Consider the following 24,863-nt stretch of genomic DNA (forward strand, 5'->3'; position numbering starts at 1 on the left):
GCGTCAGGCGGCCCCGCCGTTGATCAGCCGGAACAGACGGTCGGCCCGCTCCTCGGTGAGGGGCGTGGTCTTCTTCCGCGGCGGACGTGAGCCGGGTCGGCGCACCGGCTCCGGAGGCTCGATGCCGCGCCGCGCCTTCTTGTCGCTGTTGGCGACATGGAAGGCGTACAGGGCTTGCCGCTGCACGTCGATGAGGATCGCGAGGAGCTGCTCCATCTGCGACCAGCGGCCCTTCTCCGGCTCCGCGGCCGCCGAGGCACGCTCAAGCTCTGCTTCGGGGGTGGCGTTGCGGATCGCGGTCATCGTCGCGGACTCCGGCGGCAGGTGCTGGATCAGCACCCGCAGCCGGCGCCACGACAACTCGCCGCGGTAGATGCCGAGGAGGTCGGTGCCCGGGTAGTAGCGGGCGAAGTCGGCCTCTATCGCCTCCGCGTGCGCCTGGAGCGTCCGGCGCGTCCACGCGATTTCCCCAGGCTCTCACCGGCCTGCCCTGCCGCGTCGGCGACGAACGCCTCGAACTCGTCGTTCGTGGGGTCGATATCGAAGTACGTGTCGAGGTCGTCGGGGTGCACCACGTGCTCGGCGAAGACGTTGAACTTGCCCTCGGCGAGGGCCGTCTGCCACGACTGCCGCCACGCGCCGGGCGGCACGATGCGGATCTCCTCGCCTGCCAGCAGCGCTGTGACGTAGTGGCCCTCGGCTTCGATCTCCTGCGCCTCGGCGGCGTCCGGGTAGTCGTCGTCGGTGTCCTCGGCAGGCTCGCTGCGGGGTATGGCCCGGGGGGCGGACGGCTTGCGGCTGGTGGCCTGTCGTGTGGTGGGCGGCATGCGCGGGCCCTTTCTCTCGTGGCGCGGGCAGGGGGTTGGAGGTGGCGGGCCGGGCCCGCGCCAGGTCGGCCCGCCACCCGTCAGGGGGTCAGGAACCCGTGTACGCCGGCGTCTCCGGCACCCGGTCCGCGTGATAGACCGTGTTGCCGGCAGCGTCCGGATAGGCGGTGATCGTCCACTGGAAGCCCGCAACTTCGTCCTGCTTGTGCGTAACGTCCGAGCGTTCGGTGATCTCCCCCTCGGGGACGTAGAAGCCGCGGTCGATCTCGCCGTCCAGGACGACGAACCAGAACACCCGTCGGTCCGGCAGCGGGCTCGCGGTCTCCGCGAACGTCGTCAGCCCGCTCACCGGGGCGAGGTCGGCGATGTCCTTGCGGTACTGCAACGACTGCACGACGACCCGACCGGTTTCCCACGCGGTGATCGAGAACGTCCGCAGGCTCTGGGTGATGCTGGTGCGGATCGGCGACGTGTAGCCCCAGGGGGTATGGCTCTGACTGTCCTCGTCGAAGCCTTGCACGAGGCCGTCCTCGCTCAACGCGCCGATCGGCAGATACGGGTCTTCCGGCTGTACCTCCGGGTCGCCGGGCGAGGCGGTGCCCAGCGGCGCCACCCACCCTCCGCCGTCTGCGCCGACCTCGATCAGGTCCGCCGCACGGGTGATCTCAACCATGGGGTCTCCCAACATGCGAAATCCCCGCGCGGCGGCGGGGGTCGGTGATTCAGGTCCGGCGCGGGCCCGAACCGGTCAGGAGACCGGGTGAAAGTAGATCGAATAGGTGGCGCCGATGCGGCGCAGGGCGGTGTTCTCATACGGCCGCCGGGCAGGCGCGGCCTCGGTGACGATCCGGCCGAAGACGGCGTTCTCGGTGACCGAGCCGCGCAGCTGCGTGTGCAGCAGGCCGCGGATCAGGTTGGCTAGGTCGGCGGCCTCGCTCTTCGTCGCCGCGTACACGTCGACGTCGACCAGGGCATGATCGAGGCGGATACCGTCATCGGCGCCTGCGGGCAGGCGTTCCACCTGCACTGTCGGCAGCTCGTTGAGGAGGGTGTTGTCGAGTTCGTCGCGGACCACGACATCCGGATCGAGGCGCGCGACCAGCCAGGCGATCAGCTCCACCTCGATGTCGACGGAGCCGACGGCGGCCATCAGTTCCGGCCCCCGATCTGCGCCGCGCGCAGCAGGATGTGCCGGCCGGGGTGGTTCTCGGTGCCGTACTCGACGAACTTCGCGTGCGGTGCAGTGTTGTAGACCGTGGCGGTCGCCCGGTCCTTCTTCCAGCCGCCGCGCCGCGACGACTTGACGTGCCACGACGCCTTGTACAGGCCGGGATGTGGATCCCGGGCGGCATCCCCCGTCGGGGAGGTCGCCACCGCCACACCCTTGATGGTGTGGCCGCGGCGCAGCATCTCCGTCTCGACCATCGGTGAGCGCAGGAGTTGCCCGACGCCCTTGCTGGACATGCGGAACTTCGCAGGCATGGCCGCCCCCTATCCCGTGACCCGGTCGGCGGCGAATTCGAGCGGGGCGCCAGTCCCGGTGAACGGGTTGCGGGCCCAGTCGCCCGGCTGGCCGGTGATCCCGCAGACCTCGCCGCGGATACGCACCTGGTCGGTCGTCTGCCAGTCCCTGCGCTGCGGGTCGTAGACGATGTAGCCGACGATGACCGTATCCCGGGCCTGCTGCAGCGTTCCGCCCGCGGACGGGGCCTCCGACCAGCCGGTCCGGGGAGCGACTACGCATCCCGGCATTTCCGTCTCGGTCAGCGGCCCCGGGATCGGCTGCCCCCGCGGATCCCGGCCCGGCGACGGCCCGCGGCGCAGCCGCACCACCGTCTCCCCGCGCCCGATCACAGCGCCCGCACCTGCGTGGTGCCGGCGGTGCGCCGGTGGCCGCCCGCAGTGAGAAGCGCGCGGTCATCGCCCGTCATCGTCACCCCGATGCCCGACCCGGAGCCGTCCGTGCGGTACGAGTACGGGCCCATCGTCTCGCTGGTGACGCCACCCGCGGCGGTCGGCGCCGTCAGGGTCCGCGTCACCATGCGGCACACGACCGCCACCACATCCGCCGGCGGGGTCGCAGTCCCGTGGGAGTACGTCACCTGGTAGGTGTCCGGGCCGTGCGCCCTCCACCATGTGGGGGTGTCGTCGCCGGCCGGGGTTGCGCACATGAGGTCGACCTTGTCGCGTCCGTCCCACATCCAGCCCGACAGGGCGATGTCCGGCTCGCCATCGCGGCCGACGGCATGCACGCTCGCGACGGCCGTGACCGGGCGCTGCGGCAGCCGCACCACGGTACCGACAGGGTGCAACACGATCGCGTCGTCCGTCACGACGGAGAACTGCTGCCTCGTCCAGGCCCGCACCAGCGCGCTGGCGTCGTCGACGAGAGCGACCGCCCGCGCGGCCTCATCGGACGTCAGCGACCGCCCGAGGCGCGCTTCCAGGGAGGCGACTGTCGCGAGAGGCTCCATGACCCACCTCCATTTCGCCGACCAGCGCCGCCATGGCGTCAGGGGTGCGGGCCGCACGGCGGTACCGCTCGTACAGTGCCCGCCCGGCTACCGAGCCCCAGCGGGAGGAGTCCCTCGGCTGCGTCGGGTGCCACAGGTGCCACAGCGGCCAGGTGCCGCGCCACGGCAGGCCCGCGAGGGTGCGCAGCGCCAGCGCCCACGCTTCGTCCTCCTGGCCCCAGCCGGTGAACCGCGGATCCAGCGGCACCCGTTCATAGAGCGCGCGGGGCAGGACCGTGATGCCGCCGCCGGCGTACCCGGTGTACGGGGGGCGGGTCAGCGGACCCTCGGGGGCGCCGCCGGCCAACATGATGGCGGTGGCCGTTTTGCTCAGGCGCCGCACCTGCCCGTGCGGGACCGCCCACGGCGCACCGCCCCGGACTGCGGCGACCGCGGCCTCGACGCCGTCCGTCCACACGTCCGCGTCCGCGATGACCAGCAGTTCGCCCGAGACGCCGGGCAACGCAGCGGCGACCGCAGCGGCTTTGCACCACGGCCCGGCCGGAGGCTCGCCCAGCGCGGGCGCGTATCCGGCGGCCTGCCACTGCTGCAGCACCCAGGTGAGCGCCGCCTCCCGGTGCGGGCAGCCGGCCCGCCATGGGACGACCACGGACACGGTCATGGCCGGCACTTCGTGACCGCCCGGCGGCTCCCGGCGCCGGTGTGCACGAACACCCCGGGCACCAGCTGTGCGACCCCGCGCAGGCCAGCTCCGTGCGCACGTCCCTGCGCCTCCCCCTCCCCGCCTGCCGGCCACACAGCCGCAATGTCCGCGGCCCGGGTCAAGTTGGGGTTGGTCGTCAGGTGCGCTTCCGGCGCGAACCGCCAGCCGTCCCGGGCCTTCCAGCGCAGCCGGGCCTTGGTGCGCATGTGCCAGGCCAGCACCTGCTCGCTGTCGTGCCGCAGCCGCACCTGATACACCTCAGGCTGCTGGTTGAGGATGGTCCGGGCCGCGTCGAGCCAGCCGGGATGGTCCGCCAGGGCCCGCCAGTCGTCCTCCAGGTGCAGCCAGTACGGCCGCCCGGTTGCCGCCGCTGCGGCGGCGAGGTGGGAGGTGGCTTCACCGATCGCCGCGCGGTCCGGCAGGTTCTCGCGGACGTCGAGCACGTCGGCGTACTCGTCGAGAACGGCGCCGCTGTCGGGGTCGGCCCCGTTGTCCAGGGCGATGACGTGCGCGCTCTCCAGCAGCCCCGGTGAGCTCTCGCGGAGCGCGGCGAGGGTGTCGGCCAGCAGTTCGGGCCGGTCGCCGGTCAGTAGTGTGAGGACCACCTCGGAGGCATCCACCCGCCCGGGGGCCCGGGCGCGCACCAGCGCCATCGGCTTCCCATCGGTGGACAGATGCTCCACCACCGCGCCGGATCGCTCCCACGCGGTGAGCGCGGCACGCTCCCCCGGCCGGCCGGCGTCGTCGAGGAGCAGCACGGCGTCCGCGGCCAGATGCGGGGAGAGGTTCGCCAGCGCCGCGGCCCGGCCGCCGTCGCCTTCCGGCGGCCCGTCGACGAGGGCGAGGCCGATACCGTCGGGCAGTGCCGTGTCGTACCAGGGGCCGGCGGGCGTGCGGCGCAGAGGAGCGAGCCGCAGATCCACATACCCGGCCAGTCCCCGGCCGGCCAGCAGCTTCGCTGTGGCGTCCCGGTGGCGGCGCTGGTGCTCCAGGGAGATGACCGTGGCGCCGCGGTCGCGGGCGTACTCGGCCAGCAGCACCGTGGACGAACCCGAACCTGCCTCGACGACCAGCTGCGGGGAGTGCTCGGCGAGCAGTTTGGCGACCGCCTGTGCGCCCGGCTGGTCCAGCGCCCACCCGGACCACAGGCCCGCGTCCTCCACGGCCGGGGGCTCAGATGCCGCAGAGGGGGTGGTGTCGCCGTCGAGGAGCGCGACGAGCCGGCCGGCGTCGGCGGCCACGTGCTCGCGGTCCTCGGCGGACACCGCAGCGGTGAGGACCGTGCGGACTGCGGCCTCGCCGTCGTCGGCGGCCTTCGTCATCGCCGGCCACGTCGAACGGAGCCGGGCGGTGGTCTCCTTCCGCAGCGGCGAGCGGACTCCGGTGGACGGCGCGTTCGTCAGTGAGCCGCGGCGCCGGTGCCGTTCGTACAGCGGATCGTCCAGCACCACGGCACGGCCCATCGCCAGCGCGGTCCCGGTCAGCATGGTGTCCCAGCCCACCCGGTAACCCGGGTGCGGACCGCCGAGCGCCGTCAGGAAGCTGGTGCGCCACAGGCCGGCCATGTGGGCGTGATGGCGGTAGGCGCCGTCCGCCCACGGCCGCACCTTCTCGGTGACTGTCTTCCCGTTGAGTTGGTGCACCGTCTGCGACGTCAGCACCACGTCCGCGCCGTCGACGGCGGCGAGCATGGTGGCCAGCCAGCCGGGTGCGGCCCGGTCGTCGGCGTCGTGGATTGTCCACCACTCGGTGCGGCACGCGGCGAGGGTCACGGCGTCGGCGAAGTACCGCCCCCGCTGGGCGGGAAGGTCCAGGCGCACCAGCCGCTCGTCGGTGATGTCGGCCAGCGCCGGCCACGGCGGCGCCGCGGTGTCGCCGTCGTTGACCACGACACACACCAGGTCGGTGTGCGTCTGGCCGAGGACCGCGTCCACGGCGCGCCGGACGGTGTCCGGGCAGCCGTGGTACGGCATGGAGACGGTAACGGTGGCCACAGGCACCTCCTGTGCATCGCAGACGGGGAAGGGGCGCGGCCCGCCGGCGGGGGGCGGGCCGCGCAGCGGTCAGGACCCGGCGCTGTCCGCGAGCCCGGTGATCTTGCCGTGGGCCTTCTGGTTGCCGTACTTCAGCCCGACCTCGCCGTAGATCTGGCTGCGCTCGGCCGCGCCGACCTTCGCCAGCGGCTCCACGAACAGGAACCCCTTGCCCGGGATGAGCAGGAACGCCGGGGCGCACTGCTCCAGCGACACGGCCGCGATGGTGTCCGTCGGCATGTACCGGTTGAGCATGACGTTGAGGCGGCCGAAGTCGGTCTCGATGGTCGACACCGAGACGCCGCCGACGCTCCGGGTCTGCTCCTGGTAGTTGTTATCCGTGATGAAGATCTTCGTGAGCCGGCGCTTCTGGTAGCCGTTGCACATCAGGGTCGCCGTGTCGGACTCCTGGATGCCGCCGTTCTCCCACGTCATCTGCAGGAGGTCGATGACGGTGTCGTCGTCGAGCTGAGCGCCGGCCGCGTCGATCGCGTTCGTGGTGATCGCCGGCAGCAGGCCCCGCGTCTTCCGCGGCGTGGAGTTGTTCGCCGGGTTCTGGAACGTGCCGCCGATGAACGTCTTCTCGATGTCGCGGGCGATCTGCACAAGGGCCTGGCGGATCTGCCAGTCGGCCTCATTCATCACCGGATTCGAGCCCTCGATGCCCACGCTGCCCGGGTGCGTCGAGCCCGTCGAGTTGAACTGCCCGGTGGCCGCCAGCTTGGTGTAGGAGACCTCGATGGCCTCCTGGTGGATCTCCACCACGTTCGTGACGTTGAACCGCGCGCGCTGCTCGGCGGTCGGCGCGTTGGCGCCTTCCAGCCGCTGCCGGTCGTCGGCGGCGTCCCGCAGGTCGTAGCCCTGCCACTGGAACAGGGTGGTGGCCGCGGCCTCGCCTCCCGTCAGCCCGCCGATCGCGGACAGGAACGGGGTGTCCTGCGGCGACTCCGCGAAGAGTTCCCCGACGTAGTTCGGCAGGTTGAACGTGGTCCCCTGCCCGGTGATCCCGGCCATTTCGGCCTTCCTTCCTGGCAGGGACTCCTGCCGTTAGGTCTGCTGTGTCATTTCGACCAGCTGCTGTGTCTTGAGCCGCCGCGCCGTGCCCCAGTCGTTGGCCTTCTCCGCGGCGGCGATCTGCTCCGGGAGCGTCGGGGGCTTCGGTGTCGGTAGGCCGCCCGGCCGGAGCCTCTCCGGCGGCGTCCGCTGCGCCGCAGGCTCGCCGTCCGGCGCAGGGTCGCGATCGGCGGCGGCGTCCGGCTCAGGCGTCCCGCTGGGGCCGAACACGGTCAGCAGGTCGTCCGCGTCCGCTTCCAGCTCCTCGCGGGTCGCACCCACGAGGCGCCTGGCCTGCGCTGCGGTCAGGCCCTTCTCGGCCGCGACCTCCGAGCGCAGCAGCCTCTGCTCCGCGTCGACGGCGCGCCGCTCCGCCGCAGTGAGCTTCTCGTTGAGCTTCTCCTCGGCGGACTTCCGCGCCTCACGCGCCTTCTCTGCCTCGGCCGCCAGCGGCTCCAGCTCCTTCAGGCGCGCTTCGGCCTCTCTGCGTAGCCGCGCCTCCTCCCGCCGGCCCTGGCGCTCCTCCGCGAGTGCCTTCTTCCCGGCGTCACCCAGATCGGCCGGCTGCGGGGTGGGCTCCGGCTCGTCGCCCGTCGCGGGCGTCTCCGGATTGTCGGTGATCTCTTCGTCAGCCATCGCGGCCAACTCCCTTTCCTTCGCCCCGCCCTCGCGGCGGGGAATCTCAAGCAGCGGCGCCCTGGCGGCGTTTGGCGTCCACATGGGCGCGCCACGCCCGCAGCGATGCGGCGCCCGACGTTCCGTGCGTCGCCTGCCGCCACTGCCGGTACAGGTCCTGCACCTCCGGCGGCTCGGCCTCGTGCCGGTACAGCGGCTCTGGTGTGCACGCGCACCAGTCGTGTGCCTGGAACGCCGCCGTCGCCTTGGAGTACACGGCGCCGCGGGAGACCAGCGCCAGGCAGAACGCGCAGGGCTCCGGCCGGCCGGCGACCCTTCGCCACCCCGCCGCGCCCCCCGAGTCCTGCACGGTGCGCAACACGGTGCCGCGGTGGCCCTCCAGGACCAGCCGGGTCGCCGAGCCCTCCAGCCGGTCGGCCATCGTCCGCACGCTCGCGTCCGGGCTGCCGCTGATCTGCATGTGCTCGCGGAACGCCACCGGGCCTGTTACGCGCAGGCTCGTAGCGACCTGCTCGGGTGACGGCTGCCAGTCCGCCGGGCGGCCCAGCCGGACACCCTCCAGCCGGGCATGCTCCACCACATAGCCGCGCGCCAGCCGGGCCAGCGCCGACTGCCCGGCCAGGATCTCGTCCTGCACGAGCGGCGCGATGCGCTGCCACCAGCCGTCGATATTCTCGGCGTCAGCGCGCAGTGCGACCGTCCGCAGGCGGCGGGCCAGCAGTTCAGCCAACCGCAGCACGGTCCGCTGGTGACGGCGCGTCAGCGCCTGCGCGGTCGGGTTCGGCATCATCCACCCCCGGGTCCTCGCCCCCGTCGGGCGGTGGCGAATCCAGCAGCGCCGCCATGTCCTCCATGCCGGCCCGTTCGTCCGCGCCCCGCTCCCACCGCTCCACGTCCTGCTGCGTCACCCCGGGAATCCGCTCCCACAACTCCCGCGGCGGGATCTCCAGTTGTGTCGCGAGCTTCCCCAGAGCGTCGGCGATCTGCGCCAGGGACCGCGGGGTGGTATCGCGCCACACCACTTGGGCGCTGGTGTCCTCCCACGCCGCCTCATCGCCCGCCGCGCGCCCGCACAGCCGCAGTAGCTGCTCGTTGGACTCCCCGAAGCTGGTCTTGTGCTCGGCGATGTCCTGCTGGTGCCCGGCCTCCAGCGCCGCCAGCGCCTCCGCAGACACGTTGGACACGGCGTTGCCGACGACCAGGGAGTGCGGCGGGATCTGCCGCGCGCTCGCGACGTACAGCAGCGTCTTGTCCCGCGAGTCGAGGTAGCCCGACAGGTTCGTCTCCGCGAAGTCCCCGAACTTCGTGTCCGGCGACTCGGCGTGCCACACCCTGTTGACCGCAGCGTTCCACGCCTCGACCGGGCTGCCGTCGTTGTCCTCGGGGATCGCCATGCCGGTGACCCAGCGCTGCCGGAAAGCGGTGTACAGCTCGGCCATCGATAGCCCGAACGTCGACTGGTTCAACTGCCGCTGCGCGGGCAGCATCGGCCACACCACGCCCTCCGGCCCGTCGTCCAGGTCGCCGAAGCTGTCGAGGTAGCGCACCACCGGGCACACGCCCTGATCATGCTCGCCGACCTTCACCTTCGCCGGGTCGATCGCCAGCCCTTCGAACGGCAGATACTCCGAGAACGCGCCGGACACCGCCGGAGTCACCAGCTCGGCCGGCAACTCGAAGGTGTACACGGCTTGATCGTCGTACACGGTGATGTCGGTGACCATCTGCGGCGTCTTCGCATCCAGCACCGGTCGGGGGATCCCCACGCTCACCGCATACCGCGGCCACTCGTCATTGATCGGATCCGCGTACAGCGCCGTCATCCGCCGCGGCGACCACGGAGTGATCACCGGATGCCCCTGGTCCGCATCCTCCGCGGCGGGCAGCACCGTGGCGTAGGAGTAGCCGTACCGCAGCGCCGACCGGTACAGCCCGGCCTGCCGCGCATCCATCCGGTTCGCCTGCCACACATCCCACGCCGAGGCGTTCTCGCTGAGCCCGGCGGGCCGGTAGCCATCGACGAACAGGTTCTGCGCGAGGCTCGACACCAGCAACGGCAGGATGTTGAACCGTGCCTGATCCACCAGCTTGCGGTACTCCGCCGTCGCCGACGCCGGCACGTAGATGTCCTGCATCTCGCCGCGGATCCACTGATGGATCAGCGACAGCCGCCCCGACTCCGCACGCCGCGCGGACAGCAGCCACGCCGAGATGTTCGTCAGCTCCGAATCGCTCATCGGCACGGTCCGCTCACCCCCACGCCACCACGCGCCCGGGGCGCTTCTTCGGACCGGCCTTGTACTTCGTCCACGCCGGCGACGCCAGCAGTTGCCTGCGCACCATCCGCGCGCCGATCGCACACACCGCCAGGTCGATCTTCCGCGGCGACTCGCGGCCCTCCTTCGAGATGCTCACGCCGAACTTGTTCGGGCGGCGGCGGGCGTTGAGGATGTGCCGCTGCAGCCGGGAGTCGCCGTCGTGCGTGACGTCCCGCTCCCGGATGTCGATCTCCATGCGTTCGCACGCCTCGGTGAACTCCTTCACCCGCGCCCGCATGTCCCACGCCACCGGGTGCGCGTACCGCCCCACCGTCGCTTGGATCAGCAGTTGCTCACCGAACTCCTCGCCCCAGGCGTCGATGTACGACTCGAACTCCGCCAAGTCCCCGAAGAACGCCAGGACGTTGCGGGCGCCGAGAGCCTGCCGGACCACGCGGTCGACGTCCGCCCGGTTCACCAGCCAGTCCTTGCCCTGCGGGCCCAACGGCTTCTCCCAGCAGCCCAGCGTCACCAAGTGCCCGGTCTCCACATCGCAGCCCACCAGGCCGGTCGCGTCATCGCTCTTGGAGCCGTCGAAAAACATCACCATCGGGTCCGAGTCGGCGACCACGATGTCCGGCCGCGCCCCGGCCGCCCACAGCGGCTTCGTCGTCCACGCGTCTCGGGCCGCCGTCGGCTGGTTGAAGAAGTACCGGCGGCTATCCTCCGGGTCCTTCTCGATGTTCCAGAACTCGTTCTCGATGATCCCGTCGAGGTCCAGCACATCAGCGAACGGGCCGTACACCTCCCGCAGCGCCGCCGTCAGCTGCTCCCCATCGGACAGATCCACCTCGGCCGGAGCTTCACGGTGATCAAACAGCAGGCGCGTCCCCCGCGTCTTGCCCTCCGCGATCAGCTTCGCCCGCTCGTGCGTCTTCTCCGCCACGCTGTTGTCGCCCGGCTGGTACATCGTTGTGGTCTGCAGCGCCCACGGCTGAGCGTCCTTGCGCTTACGGCAGTTCCGGTCGACCGTCGTGTACATCCGCCGCAGCTCAGGCGTGATGTACAGATGCGTCTCGTCGAAGATCGTGCACGTCTCCTTGCCGCCGTCCTTCGCAGACGACGACGCCGTGCTCGGCCGGATCTCCCCACCGCCGGGAATGAACGTCCGCGTGATCCCCGCCGCCCCCGACGGCAGATCCTCCCCGAGCGGGCCTTCCGTCAGGTTGAAGTGGATGTTGTCGTAGGTGTTGCCCGACTGCTCCTCTTCCGTGGCCAGGCACCGGACGAACGGGTACGTCACGAAGCGGCCCATCGGCTCACCCGGCTCGTACTCGTACCGCCAGCCATTCCACTCGAAGACCTCGCCACCCTCGGCCCAGCCAGCGAACCGGCACGGGCCGAACGCCTCGAACAAGCCGATGAACCCCGCCAGCTCGGACTTCGAACGCCCCTTGCCCCGCGAGATGACCGCCGAGTCGTACAACCGGCGCCCCTCCGGCCGCAGGGCATAGGCGTCTACCAGGAAGCCGCCGAACTCCCCGTCCAGCTCCACCGGATCGCCCTGCACGTCGCCAGGGCCATGGACGCACCACTTCTCCACCCACGCCCAGCACAGCAGCCCGAGCGACCGCTCACGGTCATGCCCGGGTGCGTGCAGCAGCTCACGAGGCATCGCTCATCCGCTTACGGCGAGCCGCCTTGATGTCCGCCACCCCCGCCGGCGCAGCCTCCGGGGTGGGCTTCGGGTGCTCCACCGTGATCCGGCCACGAAGCCGGTCCACATGCGTCGCACCCAGCAGCGACTCGTTCAGCCGGATCTCCGCGAGGAGCTTCGTCGACGGCTCCAGGTAGTACTCGTCGACCAGCGGGGCCAGCATGTGCAGGCGCTGCCAGTCCGTACCGACGAACGCCCCGGCCTGCGGCGCCCGCCGCCACGTCTCGTACCAGGCGCGCACCTGCGGCCCGTACAACTTCGCGTGCGGCAACTCCGGCCCATACAGCTCGCCGTCGGCGACAACCGTCACCGCCTGCTCCTCGAACTCGTCCTTGTTGCGCCGGCGTTTGTTCTCCGACGGCGGGGGGCCGTGTCCAGCCATCACCGGCACCCCCCTGCGTCAGGTCAGCGAGGCAACCACCTCGGACAGATCAGCCAGCCGTACCGGTGCGCCCTCGAACCTGCGGCCCGTCACCGCCACATAGCGGCCGTGCCCGTACACCTCGACCGCCGCACCGTCCCGGCGCAGCCGCCGGCCGTGGTCGACGCGGCCGTGCCCGAAGATGTGCAGCCCATCGCCGGACTGCGAGACCTCCACGAACGTCGGCGTGCAGCGGTTCAGGATCTCCCGCGCCCACGGCGCCAGCTCGCCGCCGTCGAGGCAGTGGTCCAGGTCCACCACGACCACGCCGTCACCCTCGGCCAGGACGTAGCCCATGCCCACGCCCACCGGCGAGGTGGCGGCGTCGGCGTGCTCCGCCCAGGTGCTCGGCGAGACCACCGAGGCGAAGCCGCCGTCCAGCGTCCGCGGCGCCTTCCGTGCATCGCGGCGCACCCAACGGCGGCGGCCAGTCAGCTCTTTCGGCAGCGCGGTCTCCGCCCGGCGGGCGCGATGCGCGGCGACGCGGCAGCGGCCCGAGCAGAAGCAGGCGTGCCGCCGGGCGAGGATCGGGAGGTCCCCGCCGCACTGCTCGCACACCGTGTTCGCCATGCCCCCAGTCTACCGGAGCATGTAACGCTTTCACAGCTCCGACCTGCGACTACTTCACGCAACGATGAGATTCCTTCGTGGCCGTCGGCGATACCCGCAGGTCACAGACCTGTACGCGCCGCGCCATGCTATGCAGCCCGATGGCGCCAACACATTCGATCTTGGGTCACCCCCCAGGTGGTCCCTGACCTGCGGAAACATGGATCACCCCTCGGGGTGCTCGCCCTGGTCGATGCGGGTGATGACGGCGCCGCTCATGGCGGAGAGGGCGATACACGGCCCCTGGTCGTCGGTGAACACAGCCCAGCCATGATCGACGGTGAGGGTGAGCGGGTCGTCCTGGGCGACGATGCTCTCGTCCTCGCCCTTGGGGTAGCGGATCAGGAAGGCGGGCACGGCTCGGGCCATTCGACTCGGGCGCCGACGAGGGGGTCGTTGGGGTTGAGGCCGGTGAAGAGACTGTGGAGGGATACGGCGATGATCCCGGGTGGGCCGGACTCTCCATGGCCGACGAAGATCAACCCGTCGGGGAACGTCTCGGTGGGCGGGAACTGGGCGCCGTGCCAGGTGCGGCCGTCGGCGAGGTGGAGGCGGAACGGGCGAGTCCAGTCTGTGGTGGCCATGGGCGCGGGCCTTCCTATCGAAGTCCGGGGTGCTGCTCACTCGGCCTTCGCCTACCGGGCTTGGCGCGCTGTGCAGCGTTGCCCTCAGCGGAGGACTTGTAGCGGTGGCAGTGGGGCGGCAAGCAGTCATGTGCCCAGTCGAGGTTCTCCGGGCTGTGGTCGTCGCCCGGGTTGATGTGGTCGAGGTAGTCGCCCCCGGGTTGCCCGCACAGGTGGCAGATGTGGTCGGGGTTGCGTGCGTGTGCGGCGGGGCGGATCTCGCTGCGCCAGTTGGGGGGCAGCCGCCTCCACCGCTGCGAACCGGACCATCCGCCACTCATGCGCGCCACACACCCCACGTCTTCTCGGCCGGGTCAGAAGGTGGTGTGGCGGCCCGCCCGTTGCCCGTGACCGGGCGGGCCGCGGCGCGCCGGCTTCGCCGGGGGGAAGTGGCGGTGGCGCGCGTCAGGGGGGTCAGGCGGTGGGCAGTTCGTACAGGTGCCAGACGAGCCCTTCGGGCGTGCGCGCGGTGGTGCCGCGCCACTGGGCTCCGTCCGGGAGGGCATGGCCGGTGCCAAGCACCTGGAACGTGCGGACGGTCCCGTCGGTCTCCAGGGAGCCTTCCGCCCAGAACTCGACGATGTGCTGGGCGTTGGGGCCGATGCCGAGGCGGCCGGCTGCCGCACGGACGACGGGGCCGCCGGTCTCGATCCGGGTCGGCTTGTCGTTGACGAGCAGCCAGTGCCGCAGCATGCGACGGGGCATGGTGACCTCCTCAGGCGGCGACCTTGGGCCGTCCGGGCTTGACGCGAGATGCGGCGGCGACGGTCGGCAGGTGGAACAGCTCCGGCCCGCCGTCGCCCATGTCCATGGGTTCGATCTTGCCTCGGCAGACCCAGACGCGGATCGTGCCGGGCTTCACACCTGCGGCCCGTGCGGCTTCCCAGATGTCGCCGAGGTCGTCGCGACTCTCGACGAATCGGGGCGGCGGGTTGGGGAAGGCGACCACGGCACCTCCCCGGGATGCACGAAACCCCCGCGGGAGGTGTCCTCTGCGGGGGTTCGTTGGGCTCTTGGGACGGATGTCTCACCGTCGAATTCTGAGATTACAGATCACGCATGGGTCTTGACAAGCACCACCATGCACAACGGGCCTCAACCGCTCGCACTCCACGCGAGATCCTTCTTCAGCTTGGCGATCTCGGGCCCGGTGTCCGCGTCGGGCATGGCCCACCGGTAGGCGGTTCCGGCGCCGTCCACGTAGGTGAGGGTCCCGCCGGCCCTCTGTGCCTCGGTGAGGTCGAAGACGACGCTGCCCCAGTCCCAGGTGCCGGGCTGGACTTCCCCGCCGCCGAGGAACGAGTTCGGCGAGACGCCTAGGCTGGCGTCGGTGTTGGCTTCCTCAATGGCCTGCCCGTCGGCGGCGATCCACTGCCATCCGCCGTTCTCCAGCATCGCCGACTCGGCTGCGGCGACGTCCCCCTTGTTGTGGTCCTTGATGACGACGACGGAGAAGACGTCGCCCTCCGGGGTCTCGTCGGTGCCGCTGGCGGCGTACACGACGGTCGACGGGGTGATGTCGAGCGTGCCTTCGGCGTAGGCGCCGGCGGTGTCCTTGGCGGTGGTGCCGAACTCCAGCGGCTTGTCGGCGTCCGCGGGCGCCCCGTCGAGGCACTTCTCGTTGTACTCGGCTTCGGTGATGTCCGGGTCGTCGCAGCCCGCGTACTTCCCGGCTGGCTTCGACTCCGCGGCTGGCGTGCCGTCATCGTCCGAGCCGCATGCGGTGAGCGGCAGGGCGAGTGCCGCGGCTGCGGCGGCGATGGTACGGATACGCATGATCCCCCCTGAAATGGTGCGCGCGCCCCGGGAGTGTACGGGGCGCTCGTCGTCGGGCGGATGGGCCGGACGGCCCTACGGCCGCCACTCCTCGCGGAACTCGGGGTGGTCGGCGTAAGGCCGGGCGAGGGTGCGCAGTGTCGGGCAGGGCCACGACAGTTCAGGGAACTGGTGGTCCGGCTCGCAGGAGCGGCATACGGTCGCCGTGGCGAAGTACTGCGCACCACCTCCGGAGCGCAGGGTTGCCCGCCCATGCAGCTTCAGCAACTCCCGCTTGGCGTCGATCTCGGCGAGCACCCGCGAGTTCGTCACCTCGACATCGCCCGGCTCGCACTCCGTGCACTTAACCAGGCCGTACAGCCCGCGCGCAGCGACTGACTTGCCGCAGCCGTCGCAGCGCCGGTCATGCCACTCCCACGCCGCGGCGGCCTCGTCGTCGTACCGCGCCCGCAGGAATGCCACCAGATCGTCCATGCCGTCCATCATCCTCCGTTGCTCGTGCTGTTGCGGCCCCACAGCCGGGCGTGGTTGTTCGTGATGTACGTGTCCCCGCCCCGCTTCTGTCCGCCAGCGGTGAGGCGCAGGGCGAGGAGCAGCGCGAGGGCGAGCGCGAGTCCCGTCGTGCCGGACGCCAGGACCGACAGCACCTGCGAGGTGCCCCAGCCGACCCCCGCGCCGAGCGCCCCGGCGCCGACCATGCGCTGCGCGATCGGGTCGATCAGCGGCCCGTGGGCCGGGGCCGGTTGCGGCTGGGCCGCCTGCACGATCGCTGCGCGGAACGCGGCCAGGTCTTCCTGCCGCACGGGCATGAACCCCGGGCCATACGGGTCGGACACGTAGGCGGCGGGCTGCGGGGTGTACGGCTCAACCTCGGCGGCCGGCGTCGGCCAGCCTTCCAGTGGGCGCCGCTGCCCCACCTCGGGGCGCGGCGTCTCGGGCAGCGGCGTGGGCATCGGTCAGTCCTCCTTGCGCTCGTCGCGCATGTCGAGCAGTGAGTTGATCGCTGTGTGCGTGTCGTCTTCCTTACGTTTCGGCCCGGTGCGCGAGTAGTTGGCCGCCTGCTTGCCGAGCATGCTGATCGCTGTGTCGAGGTCGGCGTTGGTCAGAGACCTGTCGTTGCTTCCGGTCATGGCGGTCAGACTCCCTCGGGCTTGGGCAGGGCGCGGCAGCGCTCGGCGTGGGACTGGGCGCGGCGGCGGATCCCGTACTCGCTTCTGTCGCTGATCTTCTCGGTGCAGCCGCCGCACTCCATCTCGTAGCGCCACACCGACGAGTGGCCCTCGCCCTTGTCGATGACGTCTACGACCGCCTCGCCGACGGTCAGGTAACGAGCCAGGACGCCCCCAGGCCAGCCGGGGGCTTTGGGCTCGGGGGCTGGCCAGTTCCACGACGTGTCGGCTCTGGTGCCCTCGGAGGGCACGCTTCGGTACGCGTCGGCTGAGTGACCGAACGCCGCGGTCTCCTTCCGGTCCATGTCGACCTCCTCTCCTCGCCGGCTGTTCCGGCTCCCTGTCCCACCCGGCGGTGCCGGGCAGGACAGGCAGCCGTCAGCCCTGGCGGTCGCGGGGGTCGCGGTAGCGGTCGGGCAGGTGCGGGTCGTCCTCGGCGTCGGCGACCGCCCGGTTCCGCCGGCTGAACTCGCCGGTCTCCTCCATGACTCCGGCGGCCTCCTCCCGCCGTGTGTTCGCGGCGAGCCGCGCGTCGGCGACCTTGAAGCGGGCGATGGCCACGGCGGTCTTGATGGGTCGCATGTCGTTCTCCTCTCGTGTGGGTGCCAGCCGGCGCTGACAACTCCCCTTGCCGCCGGTACGGGACCGGCGACGCGGGCAGCCGGTCAGCCGCGGTCCAACTCCGCCTGCTCCCGCTGGTCGTTGATCCGCGCCACGGCCCCGGACAGATCGAGGCTGACGACCAGCCGGGCAGGCGTCTCGCGCCGGGCGCCCAGGCGCTCCATCGAGCCCGACGGGGCGAGGGTGCTGACGTGCGCGTCGATCAGGTCGGCGGCGGCGCGGAGGATGTTCCCCGCTTCCTCGATCGTCGTGGCCGTCCACTCGTAGCGCGGCGGGTTGAAGGTCATCTCGATCACGTCTCCTTGGTGAAGTTTGTTGTGGTTTGTTCTCGGTGTCAGCGTTGGGGGTGCCAGCGGGGTGTCAGAAGGGGGTGTCAGCTCGCGTGCGCGCACGCATTGACCTAGGTAGACGGGGGTGTCAGGACGGCTGACACCCCCCGCTGACACCTTGATCGGGTGTCAGCGGGTGTCATTGCTGGTCAGGCGGGTGTCAACTCGGGGTACAGCAGCCGGTACGTGCCCGGCTCGGCGTCCTCGACGTCCTCCAGGTGCACGCCCTCGTCGGCGAGGTTGTTGAGCTGATCGGAGAGCCATCCCCGAGACCTGCCATAGCGCCCCTTGGCGCCGTGCGGCTTGAAGTGCCGGGGGCCGACAAACTCGTGCCCAGCCTCCCGGAGTTCGTCCAGCAGCGCGTGCAGCCGCGCCACGGCTTCCTCCGTCGTCGGCTTCGTCGCCGGCTCCGGCTCCGGCTCGGCGAACACCCAGCGCTGCCCGGCGGGCACCGGCGGGATCTCCCGGTCCGGGTCGACGCCTTGCAGATCGGCGATGTCGCCGTCGTCGCCGAGGCGGGCCGCGATGTCCCGCTCGACCTGCCGGGCCAGCAGCGTGTCCTCGTCGGCCTGGCGCTGCTCGTCGTGCTGCTCCTTGGTCATCGTGACCCCCTCGGTCTGCTGCTGCTCGTCGTCGGGCAGGTAGATCGCACGGTTGGCATACGCCTCACCTGCGGCGTTGGCGGTCGTCGGGCCGGCGTCCACCGGGGGTGCAGCGGCGAGCACTTCCACGATCATCTGGTCGCTCGGCGGGGTGAAGGTCCGGGCCTTCATCGCGTACCGCTCCTCGTCCACGCCCGGCGCGACGAGGTAGTTGTAGCCGCGCTTCCGGCCCTCCCACGCCTCCGGGCGGGCGCCCGCATCCCGCACGTCGTCCGGCAGCGCCATGTCGGCGGTCGTGGCGCCCTTGACGCCGAAGCACATCACCCCACCGAGCTGTTCGCGCACGTCGGTGGGCATGCTGGACGCGGACGGCCGCTGCAAGCTGATGATGACGGAGATCCCGGCGGAGCGGGCCTCCATGACCAGCCCTTCCATCTCGGTGCCATTGCGGAAGAACCGGCCAGCCTCTTCGATCCACACGATCATGTACGGCATGCCCAGCTTGGCGTGCGCGGCGGGCGTCCAGTTCTTGAATCCGTGACGGCCCAGCTCGTTGGCGCGAGCGGTGATGACCTGCGACAGGGCGTCGATCATTGCCTCGCCGCCGGCCTCCGACATCTCCACCCAGTCCAGCCACGGCAGCAGAGGACCGAAGGTCTGCTGGCCCTTCGCGGGGTCGGCGGCCCACACGATGACATCGGTCCTGGTCAGGGCCTCCACGATGGCGGTGGTGATGCCAGCGGACTTGCCGGAGCCGTTCATGCCGAACGCGCCGAAGTGGGTGGCGTTGCGGTCGCCGTCCTCGTCGGCGGGGAACCAGAACTGCTCCGGGTCGCCGTCCTCGTAGATGCCGACGACCACCGCATCGGTGATGGAGCCGCCGAACGCCGAGGGGCCCGGCCACGGCGTCCCCTCGGTCAGCATGTCCTTCGGGACGAACACCATCTCGCCTTGGGCGGCGTTCTCCGGGTCGGCCATGATGCGGATCGAGTTCGGCGAAATGCCCAGCTCGGAGGCGATCTGGTTGACCCGTGAGGAGAGGTCCGCGTTGGTCATCTCCCCGGGGGCGAGTTGGTAGGGGGCGGTGACCTTGTTGGGCTCCACGGTCGGCTCGCCGCGCAGCTTGGCCTTGGCCTTTCCGAGGCTCTTGACCAGCACCCCGGTTTCCCCGGCCTGCTGCTCGCCCTGCTGCTTGTCGGGGTTGGTGCGCAGCGTCTTGCGGACGTTCCAGGAGGCGGCGAGCGTTGCGCCGCCGATGGCCAGCCACGACAACTGCGTGCCGCCGAGCGGGTCGGAGTAGGTGGCGACGGTGAAATACCCGGTGGCCACCGCGGTGGTGGCGGTGGCGTGCAGGCGCCGCTGAGCGCTGGTGTCCCTCCCCGCCCACCAGGTGGCGCCGGTCAGCGCCATGGAGGCGACGGTGATACCGACGGCGGCGAGCGGGCTGCCGCCCCATGCCTGGTTCGCCGCGAACGTCGCCGGCACCTGGCTGGCGACCGCGATCCACGGTCGGGCGTGCGGGCTCTTCGCGCCCTTCCATGCGTCGTTCCTGAGGGTGTCAGCCACGGTGTCAGCTCCAGTGTCAGCGAGATGTCAGTGCAGGTCAGATGGGTGTCAGCCGCGGATCTGGGCGGCGACGAGGATGTAGGCGAAGAACAGCCCGGCGGCGATCATCAGGCCGTCGTGGATCAGGACGTAGAACTCCAGCCGGAGCCACGCCGCGAACAGCAGCGCGGCCCCAGCGGCGATGTAGATGTCGGGCACGCCGTCACCGCTTGAAGGCGAAGCGCGGGTGCGGCTGCTGCTGGGCACGCCCGCGGCCGATCCTCGACAGCGGGCCCTCGTACTCGCGCTCGAACGCGGCATACGTCGCCGTGTACCACTTCGCGATCAGCTTCTCTGCCTGGGCGATGCGCTTCAGCCAGCGGGTTACGCGGCGGGCCCTGGCTCGCGAGCCGGCCATGCTGCCGAACTCGTCGGGGATGTGCCGCAGCCTGGTCTCCAGTTCTTCTGCGTCCATCCCCCTCGTCGTCGACCGCTGCCGAGCTTCCTTCCGGCCGCGCTCACAGAAGGCGCGGATGCCTTCGTTCGAGCCGAGGTCGTCTTCCTGGAGGGCCGCGGCACCGTTGCGGCCGGCAGCCGGGGCGGTGGGCGCCCCGCCCTCGATCTTGGTGATGTTGATCATCGGGTTGAACGACGTGTTGAACCCGCCGCCGTACTTGGCCTTCGGCACGGAGGGTTTCGGCGGCCGGGCGAACGGCTGGGCTGCCTGCGCCTGCCGGAAGTTGTCGACCTGCTGCGCCGCCGACGGCGGGCGCTGCGGTCGGGTAGGGCCGGTTCCGTTAGCCACCAAGGGCTCCTCTCAGAGTGGGGATCACGCGGATTCGCGGTAGGTCTCACGGGCCGCCTTGAGGCGGCGGGCGGCGGTCGCTTCGGAGTCGCTGGCGACGAGGCGTTGAGCGTCTGAGAGCTTCACCGCGTCGGCGTCGCCGCGCTTTCGCATGAGAGCGACGAGGGCGTCGATCTCGCGTTCGCGGTCGCCTATGGCCGACACTGTCTGCTTGCTCTCGCGTGCACGGCGGCGGGGCTTCGGCTTGCTCTCACTCGGCGGGGACGGGGGGGCGCTCTCACCACTCGCATCGGGGCTCTCAGTGGGAGCACTCTCACGCGGACTCTCATCCACGCGCGGCGCCTCACTCGCACTCTCATCCACGGAGGGCGCAGTGCTCTCAACCGGAGCACTCGCACTCGGCTTGGGTGCGCCCTCGCGCGGCCGGCCGATGCGGTGGATGCGCCACATGACGACCGGCGCGATAGCGGCCACGCCGACGATCAGCCACCACTCCGGGCGGTCCTTCGCGGCCATGCCGAACTCGGTCCGGTCCGCAAGGTGGTAGATGGCGTTCGCGGCGATCATCAGTAGCAGGGCGGGCAGCACGTCGCGGTGACGGCGGAACGTCTGCACGACGTACACGTCGATCGCGACCGGCAGCAGCCACGCCAGGGAGCCGGAACAGCCGGCGAGCTTCGCGAGCGCGTACTCGCCGGAGGCGGTCAGGCCGATCGTCGCGGCTAGCGCCAGACGCAGCGACCACTTGTCGAACTTCTCCGCGCGGTCCGGCTTCACCGCGGGGGCGGGCTCCGGCTTCGGCGAGGGGCGCTCCTCGCGCTGCTTCCGCAGCCCGTCGATCCGAGCCTCCAGTTCCTTGATGCGCCGTGCGTGGTGGTCGATCGCGGCCTGCTGCGCCGGGTCCGGCTCGGGCTGGAGCGGCAGCAGCGGGCGGAAGCCCTCGAACGACCCGACGGGCGTGCCGTTCGTCGGCGGGGTGGTCACGGCCCTTCCTCTCGGTTGAGGGCGTCGAGGAGGCGCCCGAGGCTGACGAGCAGTGCGCCGAACGCTTCGGCGACTGCGCGGTGGTCGCTGACGTTGGTGAACCGGTAGCGGTCGACCATTTCGCGGGCGGTGTCGCGCGCATCGGGCAGCGACGGAACGGTGGGGATGTCGCTGGTCATCACGCCCACCTCCCGCGCGGCCGGCCCAGCGACGTGGCGCCCAGCCACAGCACCGTCGCCGCGAGCGCGACCCCGAGGAGGGCGGCACCCAGCTCGGTGGTGAGGAGGAAGTGAAGCGTCGCCAGCGCGGCGTTGGCGACGGTCGCGAACGCCTGCGGGGCGGCGAGGAACAGGGCGATGGCGAGGAGCTGCGCCAGGACGACGGCCGGGCGGGTGCGCATCTCACGCCACCGCCTTCGCGGTGGCGTTCAGCAGCAGCTCGTGGGCGGCGAGGGACCGGGCCCGCACGTCGGACAGCTCGGCTTCGCTGGCGTCACCGAGGGCGAACGTGGCGTTGATCGCCGCCTCGGCGAGGGCGAGCAGCCGCCTGTCGTCGGTGACGATGCGGAGCGTGGTCATGGCCTGCGTCACGGCGGAACGCGCCTCGTAGCGGGCCTCACGTGCCTCCGGCGCGTCGACGATCCCGTCACGCCGGGCGGCGATCTTCAGGTACTGGTGGCGGCGGTGGTCGACCAGCCGGCCGATCAGCGCGACGGCCGCCTCGGCGAGTTCCTGCCGGCGCCGCTCGGCACGCTCGGCATCCTCGCGGCGCACCGCCGACACGTGCTGCATGAGGCCCGCGGCAATACCACCCGCGAGGGTGCCGATCACGGCGATGACCGCGGCGCCCATCAGGCAGCCGCCTCTCGCGCCGAGCCGACGATCGCCCGCACCTCGTCCATGAGCCGAGGCTCGCCCGGGTGGCGCCGGTCCTCCTCGAACGCAATCAGCTCGATGTCGAGGACCCTGCCCCAGCGGCCGTCCGCGACCGCGGCGCGCAGCTCGGCGAGGAGCGCGGCACGGGTCTGCGGCGGGAGGGGGCGGACGTAGCTCGCCTTGTCGTGGGCGGCGGCGTCGGCCGCCGACATCGGGGTGGGGGTGTAGGTGGTCAGGAAGGTCTTCACGAGTTCTCGTCCCTCGTCTTCCGTCCGGCTTGGTTGACTCCTATAGTTGCAACATGATGAAGCGTTCGCAAGCCCTCCGGAGGGTCGACCTGACGACCCGACACCTTGCATCTGGCGATTGCAGCCTGATGTGGGACGATGCACCCATGACGGAGGAGGAGAAGGAGCGCGAGGAAGCAGCGCTCAGGGAACTCGACAAGCTGACCGCGGCCTACGAGGCTGCCGTTCGTGTAGTCGACCAGCGGCGCGAGGCCCTCCACTCCGCGATCATCAAGCACCTGCGCGAGCGCAACGCCCGCCCCGGCCAGGTCGCCGATCACAGCCCCTACGACCGCAATCACGTGGGCCGGATCGCCAAGGCGGCTGGTGTGCCGCCGCGCCGTGAACCCACGGTGCGCAGCATCAAGAGCGACGGGTAGCGCGGCAGGCCGGCCAGGGGTCACCATGCCTTCGAGTCAACGCGTCATGGCGTTGCCTCGCGATGAGGCTTCAGTGCAGAAGCAGCGCAGCACCAAGGCATCGTTAGTGCACATCGCTGCTGACCGACCCTCGGAGCGCCGATAGTGGACGTCGTAGACGCATGGACGGGGCAGGCTGCCTGCGCACTTCAGGCAGCACTCCGCGAGAGCAACGAGGGCTTTGCTGACCGATTGGGGGTCGCAGTGCGCACGGTTGCTTCGTGGCACGCCAACCCGGACATCGTCCCGCGCCCCGAGATCCAGCAGGCCCTCGACACCACCTACGAGAAGGCGAGCCCGTCCGTGCGGAGACGCTTCGACCGTCTAACCCGGCCGCCGGCCGCGGTCACGGCCCAAGCGCTCCGCGTGGCCATCGCCGTCGTGGTCCGCGGAAGCGACGTGCTCCTCGTCTGCCGGCGCGGCGACGCCTCGATCTCGTGGCAGTTCCCCGCGGGCGTCGTGAAGCCCGGCGCCGCCCCGGAGGCCGTGACCGTGCAGGAGGCTCACGCGGAGACCGGCGTGCACTGCGCGGTGCGCCAGCACCTCGGCGGCCGGCTCCATCCCGTCACCGGCGTCATGGCCGAGTACTACCTCTGCGATCACCTCACCGGCGAGGCGAGCAACCTCGACGTGGTCGAGAACGCCGCCGTCCAGTGGGTGCCGATACGTGAGGTGCCGCGCTTCATCCCGCCCGACCGGATCTATCCGCCCGTCCTGCACGCCCTGGAGGAAACCGCATGACCGACCAGACCACCGACCAGCCCGGCATTTCCGCTGCGATCGTCGTTCAGGATGGCCGGGTGCTGATGGTGCGTCGCCGCGTCCGGGAGGGCGAGCTGATGTGGCAGTTCCCGGCCGGCGCGATCGAGTCGGGCGAGTCCGCGGAGGCGGCGGCCGTCCGGGAGACGCAGGAGGAGACCGGGCTGACGGTCGAGGCGGTGAAGCTCCTCGGCGAGCGGGTGCACCCGAAGACGGGCCGGCTCATGTCGTACACGGCGTGCGACCCGACCTCGGGCACCGCGCGCGTCGCCGACGCCGACGAGCTGGACGCCGTTGCGTGGGTGACTCTCGGCGAGATCCCCGAGTACGTGCCCTACGGACTCTTCGAGCCGGTGCAGGCGTACCTGGACGAGGTGATGCCCTCCTGAACGACATAGCGCCCGGGCCACCGAGACCCCCGGGAGCGTGCGGTGATCTCGCCGCTGCCGGAAAGATCCGTGATCGTTTTGTCGCTGGCGGCAAAGTCTGCCGTGCGGGCAGAAGGGAGCTCGGGAAGCGTCTAGAGTCCCGATCAGCGCCCGACACAAGGAGCACCCGATGGCTACACGACAGGCTGGCAGGACAGGCACCGCGTCGGTTTCCGGCCATCCTCCGCACTGCCCGTGACCCGTGGTAACTGTGAGGTCTCCGGAGTGGGGAGGAGAACTTCGCGCCCTTTCACGCCTGTTGACGACCTTTCACGACCCTCACCCCGGCGGCTTCCGGTCGGTGAACCGAAAGCCACGATCGAGTGACGTCTAAAGTCTCGAACAGCACAGCGGCCAGGCACTCGTAGAGCACCCGGCCACTGAGCGATCAATGCGGGTTCGCGGCCCGCTGATCAAGAAACCCCTACTCGCGCAAGAGAGGAAGTTCCATGACCGACAGCTTAGTGCAACAGGTTGTGCATACAACTCGGTTGCACTATCCCCCCGCGGACCTGGCCGCGATCGTCGCGCAGCCCCCGCCGCCCCTGTCCCTCGCCGACCGCCTGGCGGACTTGGCGGCGATCCGCACGCTGTTCCCGGCCCTGTCGCCGCTGTGTGACGAGCTGGAGGCGCTGCTGCGCCGGGAGGTGGTCGCGTGAGCGGCCCCGAGGTTCTGTCGCGCCTGTTCGCGGCCGCCCCGCTGGAGTCGCTGCTGATGGCGACGGGCGCCGAGCTGGTGGAGTGCCCGATCGAGGATGACGAGTTCCTCGGCGGTGTCGTGGAGCGGAAGGACGGCCGCGTATTCCTGGCGATGCCGCCGGGCCGGCCGGCGGTGGAGCGGGAGACCATGGCCCGGGATCTGCTGGCGCGGATCGTCGGCGTGGAGCGCCGGGCGGCCTGAGCACGACAG

Annotated in this window: 41 protein-coding genes; 5 read left to right on the top strand and 36 right to left on the bottom strand. The window is 71.0% G+C overall.

Annotation, left to right across the window (positions count from 1 at the left end):
- Positions 1-3 precede the first annotated feature (3 nt).
- The 36 genes from H5J30_RS00115 to H5J30_RS00290 form a co-directional block, all read right to left on the bottom strand.
- A complete protein-coding gene (locus tag H5J30_RS00115) occupies positions 4-360 on the bottom strand; it encodes a hypothetical protein (protein ID WP_181785068.1) in 357 nt (118 codons plus the stop codon).
- Between the two features lie 59 nt (positions 361-419).
- Positions 420-827: a hypothetical protein gene (locus tag H5J30_RS00120; RefSeq protein ID WP_181785069.1), complete on the bottom strand. Its 408-nt coding sequence runs from the start codon at positions 825-827 to the stop codon at positions 420-422.
- Positions 828-915: 88 nt separating this feature from the next.
- Entirely contained in the window at positions 916-1,500 is a 585-nt protein-coding gene (locus H5J30_RS00125) for a phage tail tube protein (RefSeq protein WP_181785070.1), read from the bottom strand.
- Positions 1,501-1,575: 75 nt separating this feature from the next.
- Positions 1,576-1,977 (bottom strand): hypothetical protein, encoded by a 402-nt coding sequence (locus H5J30_RS00130; RefSeq protein WP_181785071.1) that lies wholly within the window; start codon positions 1,975-1,977, stop codon positions 1,576-1,578.
- Entirely contained in the window at positions 1,977-2,309 is a 333-nt protein-coding gene (locus tag H5J30_RS00135; protein ID WP_181785072.1) for an HK97 gp10 family phage protein, read from the bottom strand. The genes H5J30_RS00130 and H5J30_RS00135 overlap by 1 nt, the downstream gene beginning before the upstream one ends.
- Before the next feature lie 9 nt (positions 2,310-2,318).
- Positions 2,319-2,681, bottom strand: coding sequence for a hypothetical protein (locus H5J30_RS00140; RefSeq protein WP_181785073.1), 363 nt, complete (start codon positions 2,679-2,681; stop codon positions 2,319-2,321).
- Complete coding sequence (locus H5J30_RS00145; protein WP_181785074.1) at positions 2,678-3,301, bottom strand: hypothetical protein; 624 nt, start codon at positions 3,299-3,301, stop codon at positions 2,678-2,680. Before H5J30_RS00145 ends, H5J30_RS00140 begins: the two co-directional genes overlap by 4 nt.
- Positions 3,237-3,962, bottom strand: coding sequence for a glycosyltransferase family protein (locus H5J30_RS00150; protein ID WP_181785075.1), 726 nt, complete (start codon positions 3,960-3,962; stop codon positions 3,237-3,239). Before H5J30_RS00150 ends, H5J30_RS00145 begins: the two co-directional genes overlap by 65 nt.
- Entirely contained in the window at positions 3,959-5,998 is a 2,040-nt protein-coding gene (locus H5J30_RS00155) for a glycosyltransferase (protein ID WP_181785076.1), read from the bottom strand. Before H5J30_RS00155 ends, H5J30_RS00150 begins: the two co-directional genes overlap by 4 nt.
- A 69-nt stretch (positions 5,999-6,067) precedes the next feature.
- On the bottom strand, positions 6,068-7,051 hold the full coding sequence (locus H5J30_RS00160; RefSeq protein WP_181785077.1) for an SU10 major capsid protein: 984 nt from the start codon (positions 7,049-7,051) through the stop codon (positions 6,068-6,070).
- Between the two features lie 33 nt (positions 7,052-7,084).
- Positions 7,085-7,726: a hypothetical protein gene (locus H5J30_RS00165; RefSeq protein WP_181785078.1), complete on the bottom strand. Its 642-nt coding sequence runs from the start codon at positions 7,724-7,726 to the stop codon at positions 7,085-7,087.
- A 46-nt stretch (positions 7,727-7,772) separates the two neighbouring features.
- Complete coding sequence (locus H5J30_RS00170; protein WP_220188364.1) at positions 7,773-8,456, bottom strand: VG15 protein; 684 nt, start codon at positions 8,454-8,456, stop codon at positions 7,773-7,775.
- The gene (locus H5J30_RS00175; RefSeq protein ID WP_181785080.1) at positions 8,449-9,963 is read right to left on the bottom strand and encodes a phage portal protein; all 1,515 of its coding nucleotides are present in this window, start codon (positions 9,961-9,963) and stop codon (positions 8,449-8,451) included. Before H5J30_RS00175 ends, H5J30_RS00170 begins: the two co-directional genes overlap by 8 nt.
- A gap of 13 nt (positions 9,964-9,976) precedes the next feature.
- Positions 9,977-11,659, bottom strand: a complete 1,683-nt coding sequence (locus tag H5J30_RS00180; RefSeq protein ID WP_181785081.1) for a terminase large subunit domain-containing protein — start codon at positions 11,657-11,659, stop codon at positions 9,977-9,979.
- A complete protein-coding gene (locus H5J30_RS00185; RefSeq protein WP_181785082.1) occupies positions 11,649-12,083 on the bottom strand; it encodes a phage terminase small subunit in 435 nt (144 codons plus the stop codon). Before H5J30_RS00185 ends, H5J30_RS00180 begins: the two co-directional genes overlap by 11 nt.
- Before the next feature lie 18 nt (positions 12,084-12,101).
- Positions 12,102-12,692, bottom strand: coding sequence for a DNA primase (locus H5J30_RS00190; protein WP_181785083.1), 591 nt, complete (start codon positions 12,690-12,692; stop codon positions 12,102-12,104).
- Positions 12,693-12,896: 204 nt separating this feature from the next.
- The gene (locus tag H5J30_RS00195) at positions 12,897-13,088 is read right to left on the bottom strand and encodes a hypothetical protein (RefSeq protein ID WP_181785084.1); all 192 of its coding nucleotides are present in this window, start codon (positions 13,086-13,088) and stop codon (positions 12,897-12,899) included.
- A complete protein-coding gene (locus H5J30_RS00200) occupies positions 13,073-13,315 on the bottom strand; it encodes a hypothetical protein (protein WP_181785085.1) in 243 nt (80 codons plus the stop codon). The genes H5J30_RS00195 and H5J30_RS00200 overlap by 16 nt, the downstream gene beginning before the upstream one ends.
- A 14-nt stretch (positions 13,316-13,329) precedes the next feature.
- Positions 13,330-13,635: an HNH endonuclease gene (locus H5J30_RS00205; protein ID WP_181785086.1), complete on the bottom strand. Its 306-nt coding sequence runs from the start codon at positions 13,633-13,635 to the stop codon at positions 13,330-13,332.
- 133 nt (positions 13,636-13,768) lie between these two features.
- Positions 13,769-14,059: a DUF7352 domain-containing protein gene (locus H5J30_RS00210; RefSeq protein ID WP_181785087.1), complete on the bottom strand. Its 291-nt coding sequence runs from the start codon at positions 14,057-14,059 to the stop codon at positions 13,769-13,771.
- A gap of 10 nt (positions 14,060-14,069) precedes the next feature.
- Positions 14,070-14,303, bottom strand: coding sequence for a MerR family transcriptional regulator (locus H5J30_RS00215; protein ID WP_181785088.1), 234 nt, complete (start codon positions 14,301-14,303; stop codon positions 14,070-14,072).
- Between the two features lie 146 nt (positions 14,304-14,449).
- On the bottom strand, positions 14,450-15,130 hold the full coding sequence (locus H5J30_RS00220; protein ID WP_181785089.1) for a hypothetical protein: 681 nt from the start codon (positions 15,128-15,130) through the stop codon (positions 14,450-14,452).
- A gap of 75 nt (positions 15,131-15,205) precedes the next feature.
- Positions 15,206-15,604 (bottom strand): DUF6221 family protein, encoded by a 399-nt coding sequence (locus H5J30_RS00225; protein ID WP_181785090.1) that lies wholly within the window; start codon positions 15,602-15,604, stop codon positions 15,206-15,208.
- 8 nt (positions 15,605-15,612) lie between these two features.
- Complete coding sequence (locus H5J30_RS00230) at positions 15,613-16,083, bottom strand: hypothetical protein (RefSeq protein WP_181785091.1); 471 nt, start codon at positions 16,081-16,083, stop codon at positions 15,613-15,615.
- A gap of 3 nt (positions 16,084-16,086) precedes the next feature.
- The gene (locus H5J30_RS00235) at positions 16,087-16,260 is read right to left on the bottom strand and encodes a hypothetical protein (RefSeq protein WP_181785092.1); all 174 of its coding nucleotides are present in this window, start codon (positions 16,258-16,260) and stop codon (positions 16,087-16,089) included.
- A 5-nt stretch (positions 16,261-16,265) separates the two neighbouring features.
- Positions 16,266-16,604, bottom strand: coding sequence for a hypothetical protein (locus H5J30_RS36190; RefSeq protein WP_258562956.1), 339 nt, complete (start codon positions 16,602-16,604; stop codon positions 16,266-16,268).
- A 73-nt stretch (positions 16,605-16,677) separates the two neighbouring features.
- A complete protein-coding gene (locus H5J30_RS00245; RefSeq protein ID WP_181785093.1) occupies positions 16,678-16,881 on the bottom strand; it encodes a hypothetical protein in 204 nt (67 codons plus the stop codon).
- A gap of 83 nt (positions 16,882-16,964) precedes the next feature.
- Positions 16,965-17,216, bottom strand: coding sequence for a hypothetical protein (locus tag H5J30_RS00250; protein WP_181785094.1), 252 nt, complete (start codon positions 17,214-17,216; stop codon positions 16,965-16,967).
- A 182-nt stretch (positions 17,217-17,398) separates the two neighbouring features.
- Positions 17,399-19,417 (bottom strand): plasmid transfer protein TraB, encoded by a 2,019-nt coding sequence (gene traB / locus H5J30_RS00255; protein WP_181785095.1) that lies wholly within the window; start codon positions 19,415-19,417, stop codon positions 17,399-17,401.
- Positions 19,418-19,465: 48 nt separating this feature from the next.
- Positions 19,466-19,615 (bottom strand): hypothetical protein, encoded by a 150-nt coding sequence (locus H5J30_RS00260; RefSeq protein ID WP_181785096.1) that lies wholly within the window; start codon positions 19,613-19,615, stop codon positions 19,466-19,468.
- Between the two features lie 4 nt (positions 19,616-19,619).
- Positions 19,620-20,201 carry a plasmid transfer protein TraA gene (traA, locus tag H5J30_RS00265; RefSeq protein WP_181785097.1) on the bottom strand — a complete coding sequence of 194 codons (582 nt, stop codon included), beginning with the start codon at positions 20,199-20,201 and terminating at the stop codon, positions 19,620-19,622.
- Between the two features lie 24 nt (positions 20,202-20,225).
- On the bottom strand, positions 20,226-21,185 hold the full coding sequence (locus tag H5J30_RS00270; protein WP_181785098.1) for a hypothetical protein: 960 nt from the start codon (positions 21,183-21,185) through the stop codon (positions 20,226-20,228).
- Positions 21,182-21,364, bottom strand: a complete 183-nt coding sequence (locus tag H5J30_RS00275; RefSeq protein ID WP_181785099.1) for a hypothetical protein — start codon at positions 21,362-21,364, stop codon at positions 21,182-21,184. Before H5J30_RS00275 ends, H5J30_RS00270 begins: the two co-directional genes overlap by 4 nt.
- Complete coding sequence (locus H5J30_RS00280; RefSeq protein ID WP_181785100.1) at positions 21,364-21,585, bottom strand: hypothetical protein; 222 nt, start codon at positions 21,583-21,585, stop codon at positions 21,364-21,366. Before H5J30_RS00280 ends, H5J30_RS00275 begins: the two co-directional genes overlap by 1 nt.
- 1 nt (position 21,586) lies before the next feature.
- A complete protein-coding gene (kilB, locus tag H5J30_RS00285; protein WP_181785101.1) occupies positions 21,587-22,036 on the bottom strand; it encodes a plasmid transfer protein KilB in 450 nt (149 codons plus the stop codon).
- Complete coding sequence (locus tag H5J30_RS00290; RefSeq protein WP_181785102.1) at positions 22,036-22,308, bottom strand: hypothetical protein; 273 nt, start codon at positions 22,306-22,308, stop codon at positions 22,036-22,038. The genes kilB and H5J30_RS00290 overlap by 1 nt, the downstream gene beginning before the upstream one ends.
- A gap of 146 nt (positions 22,309-22,454) precedes the next feature.
- Here H5J30_RS00290 and H5J30_RS00295 point away from each other — a divergent pair, with 146 nt between their 5' ends.
- From H5J30_RS00295 to H5J30_RS00315, 5 genes are all read left to right on the top strand, one after another.
- Positions 22,455-22,727 carry a hypothetical protein gene (locus H5J30_RS00295; protein WP_181785103.1) on the top strand — a complete coding sequence of 91 codons (273 nt, stop codon included), beginning with the start codon at positions 22,455-22,457 and terminating at the stop codon, positions 22,725-22,727.
- A gap of 144 nt (positions 22,728-22,871) precedes the next feature.
- Positions 22,872-23,507, top strand: coding sequence for an NUDIX hydrolase (locus H5J30_RS00300; protein ID WP_181785104.1), 636 nt, complete (start codon positions 22,872-22,874; stop codon positions 23,505-23,507).
- Positions 23,504-23,914 carry an NUDIX hydrolase gene (locus H5J30_RS00305; RefSeq protein ID WP_181785105.1) on the top strand — a complete coding sequence of 137 codons (411 nt, stop codon included), beginning with the start codon at positions 23,504-23,506 and terminating at the stop codon, positions 23,912-23,914. Before H5J30_RS00300 ends, H5J30_RS00305 begins: the two co-directional genes overlap by 4 nt.
- 530 nt (positions 23,915-24,444) lie before the next feature.
- Positions 24,445-24,612, top strand: a complete 168-nt coding sequence (locus H5J30_RS00310) for a hypothetical protein (RefSeq protein ID WP_181785106.1) — start codon at positions 24,445-24,447, stop codon at positions 24,610-24,612.
- Positions 24,609-24,854, top strand: a complete 246-nt coding sequence (locus H5J30_RS00315; RefSeq protein WP_181785107.1) for a hypothetical protein — start codon at positions 24,609-24,611, stop codon at positions 24,852-24,854. Before H5J30_RS00310 ends, H5J30_RS00315 begins: the two co-directional genes overlap by 4 nt.
- Positions 24,855-24,863 lie beyond the last annotated feature (9 nt).

It is taken from the genome of Streptomyces phytophilus, assembly GCF_013870535.1.
In the GTDB taxonomy this organism is placed as follows: Bacteria; Actinomycetota; Actinomycetes; order Streptomycetales; family Streptomycetaceae; genus Streptomyces; species Streptomyces phytophilus.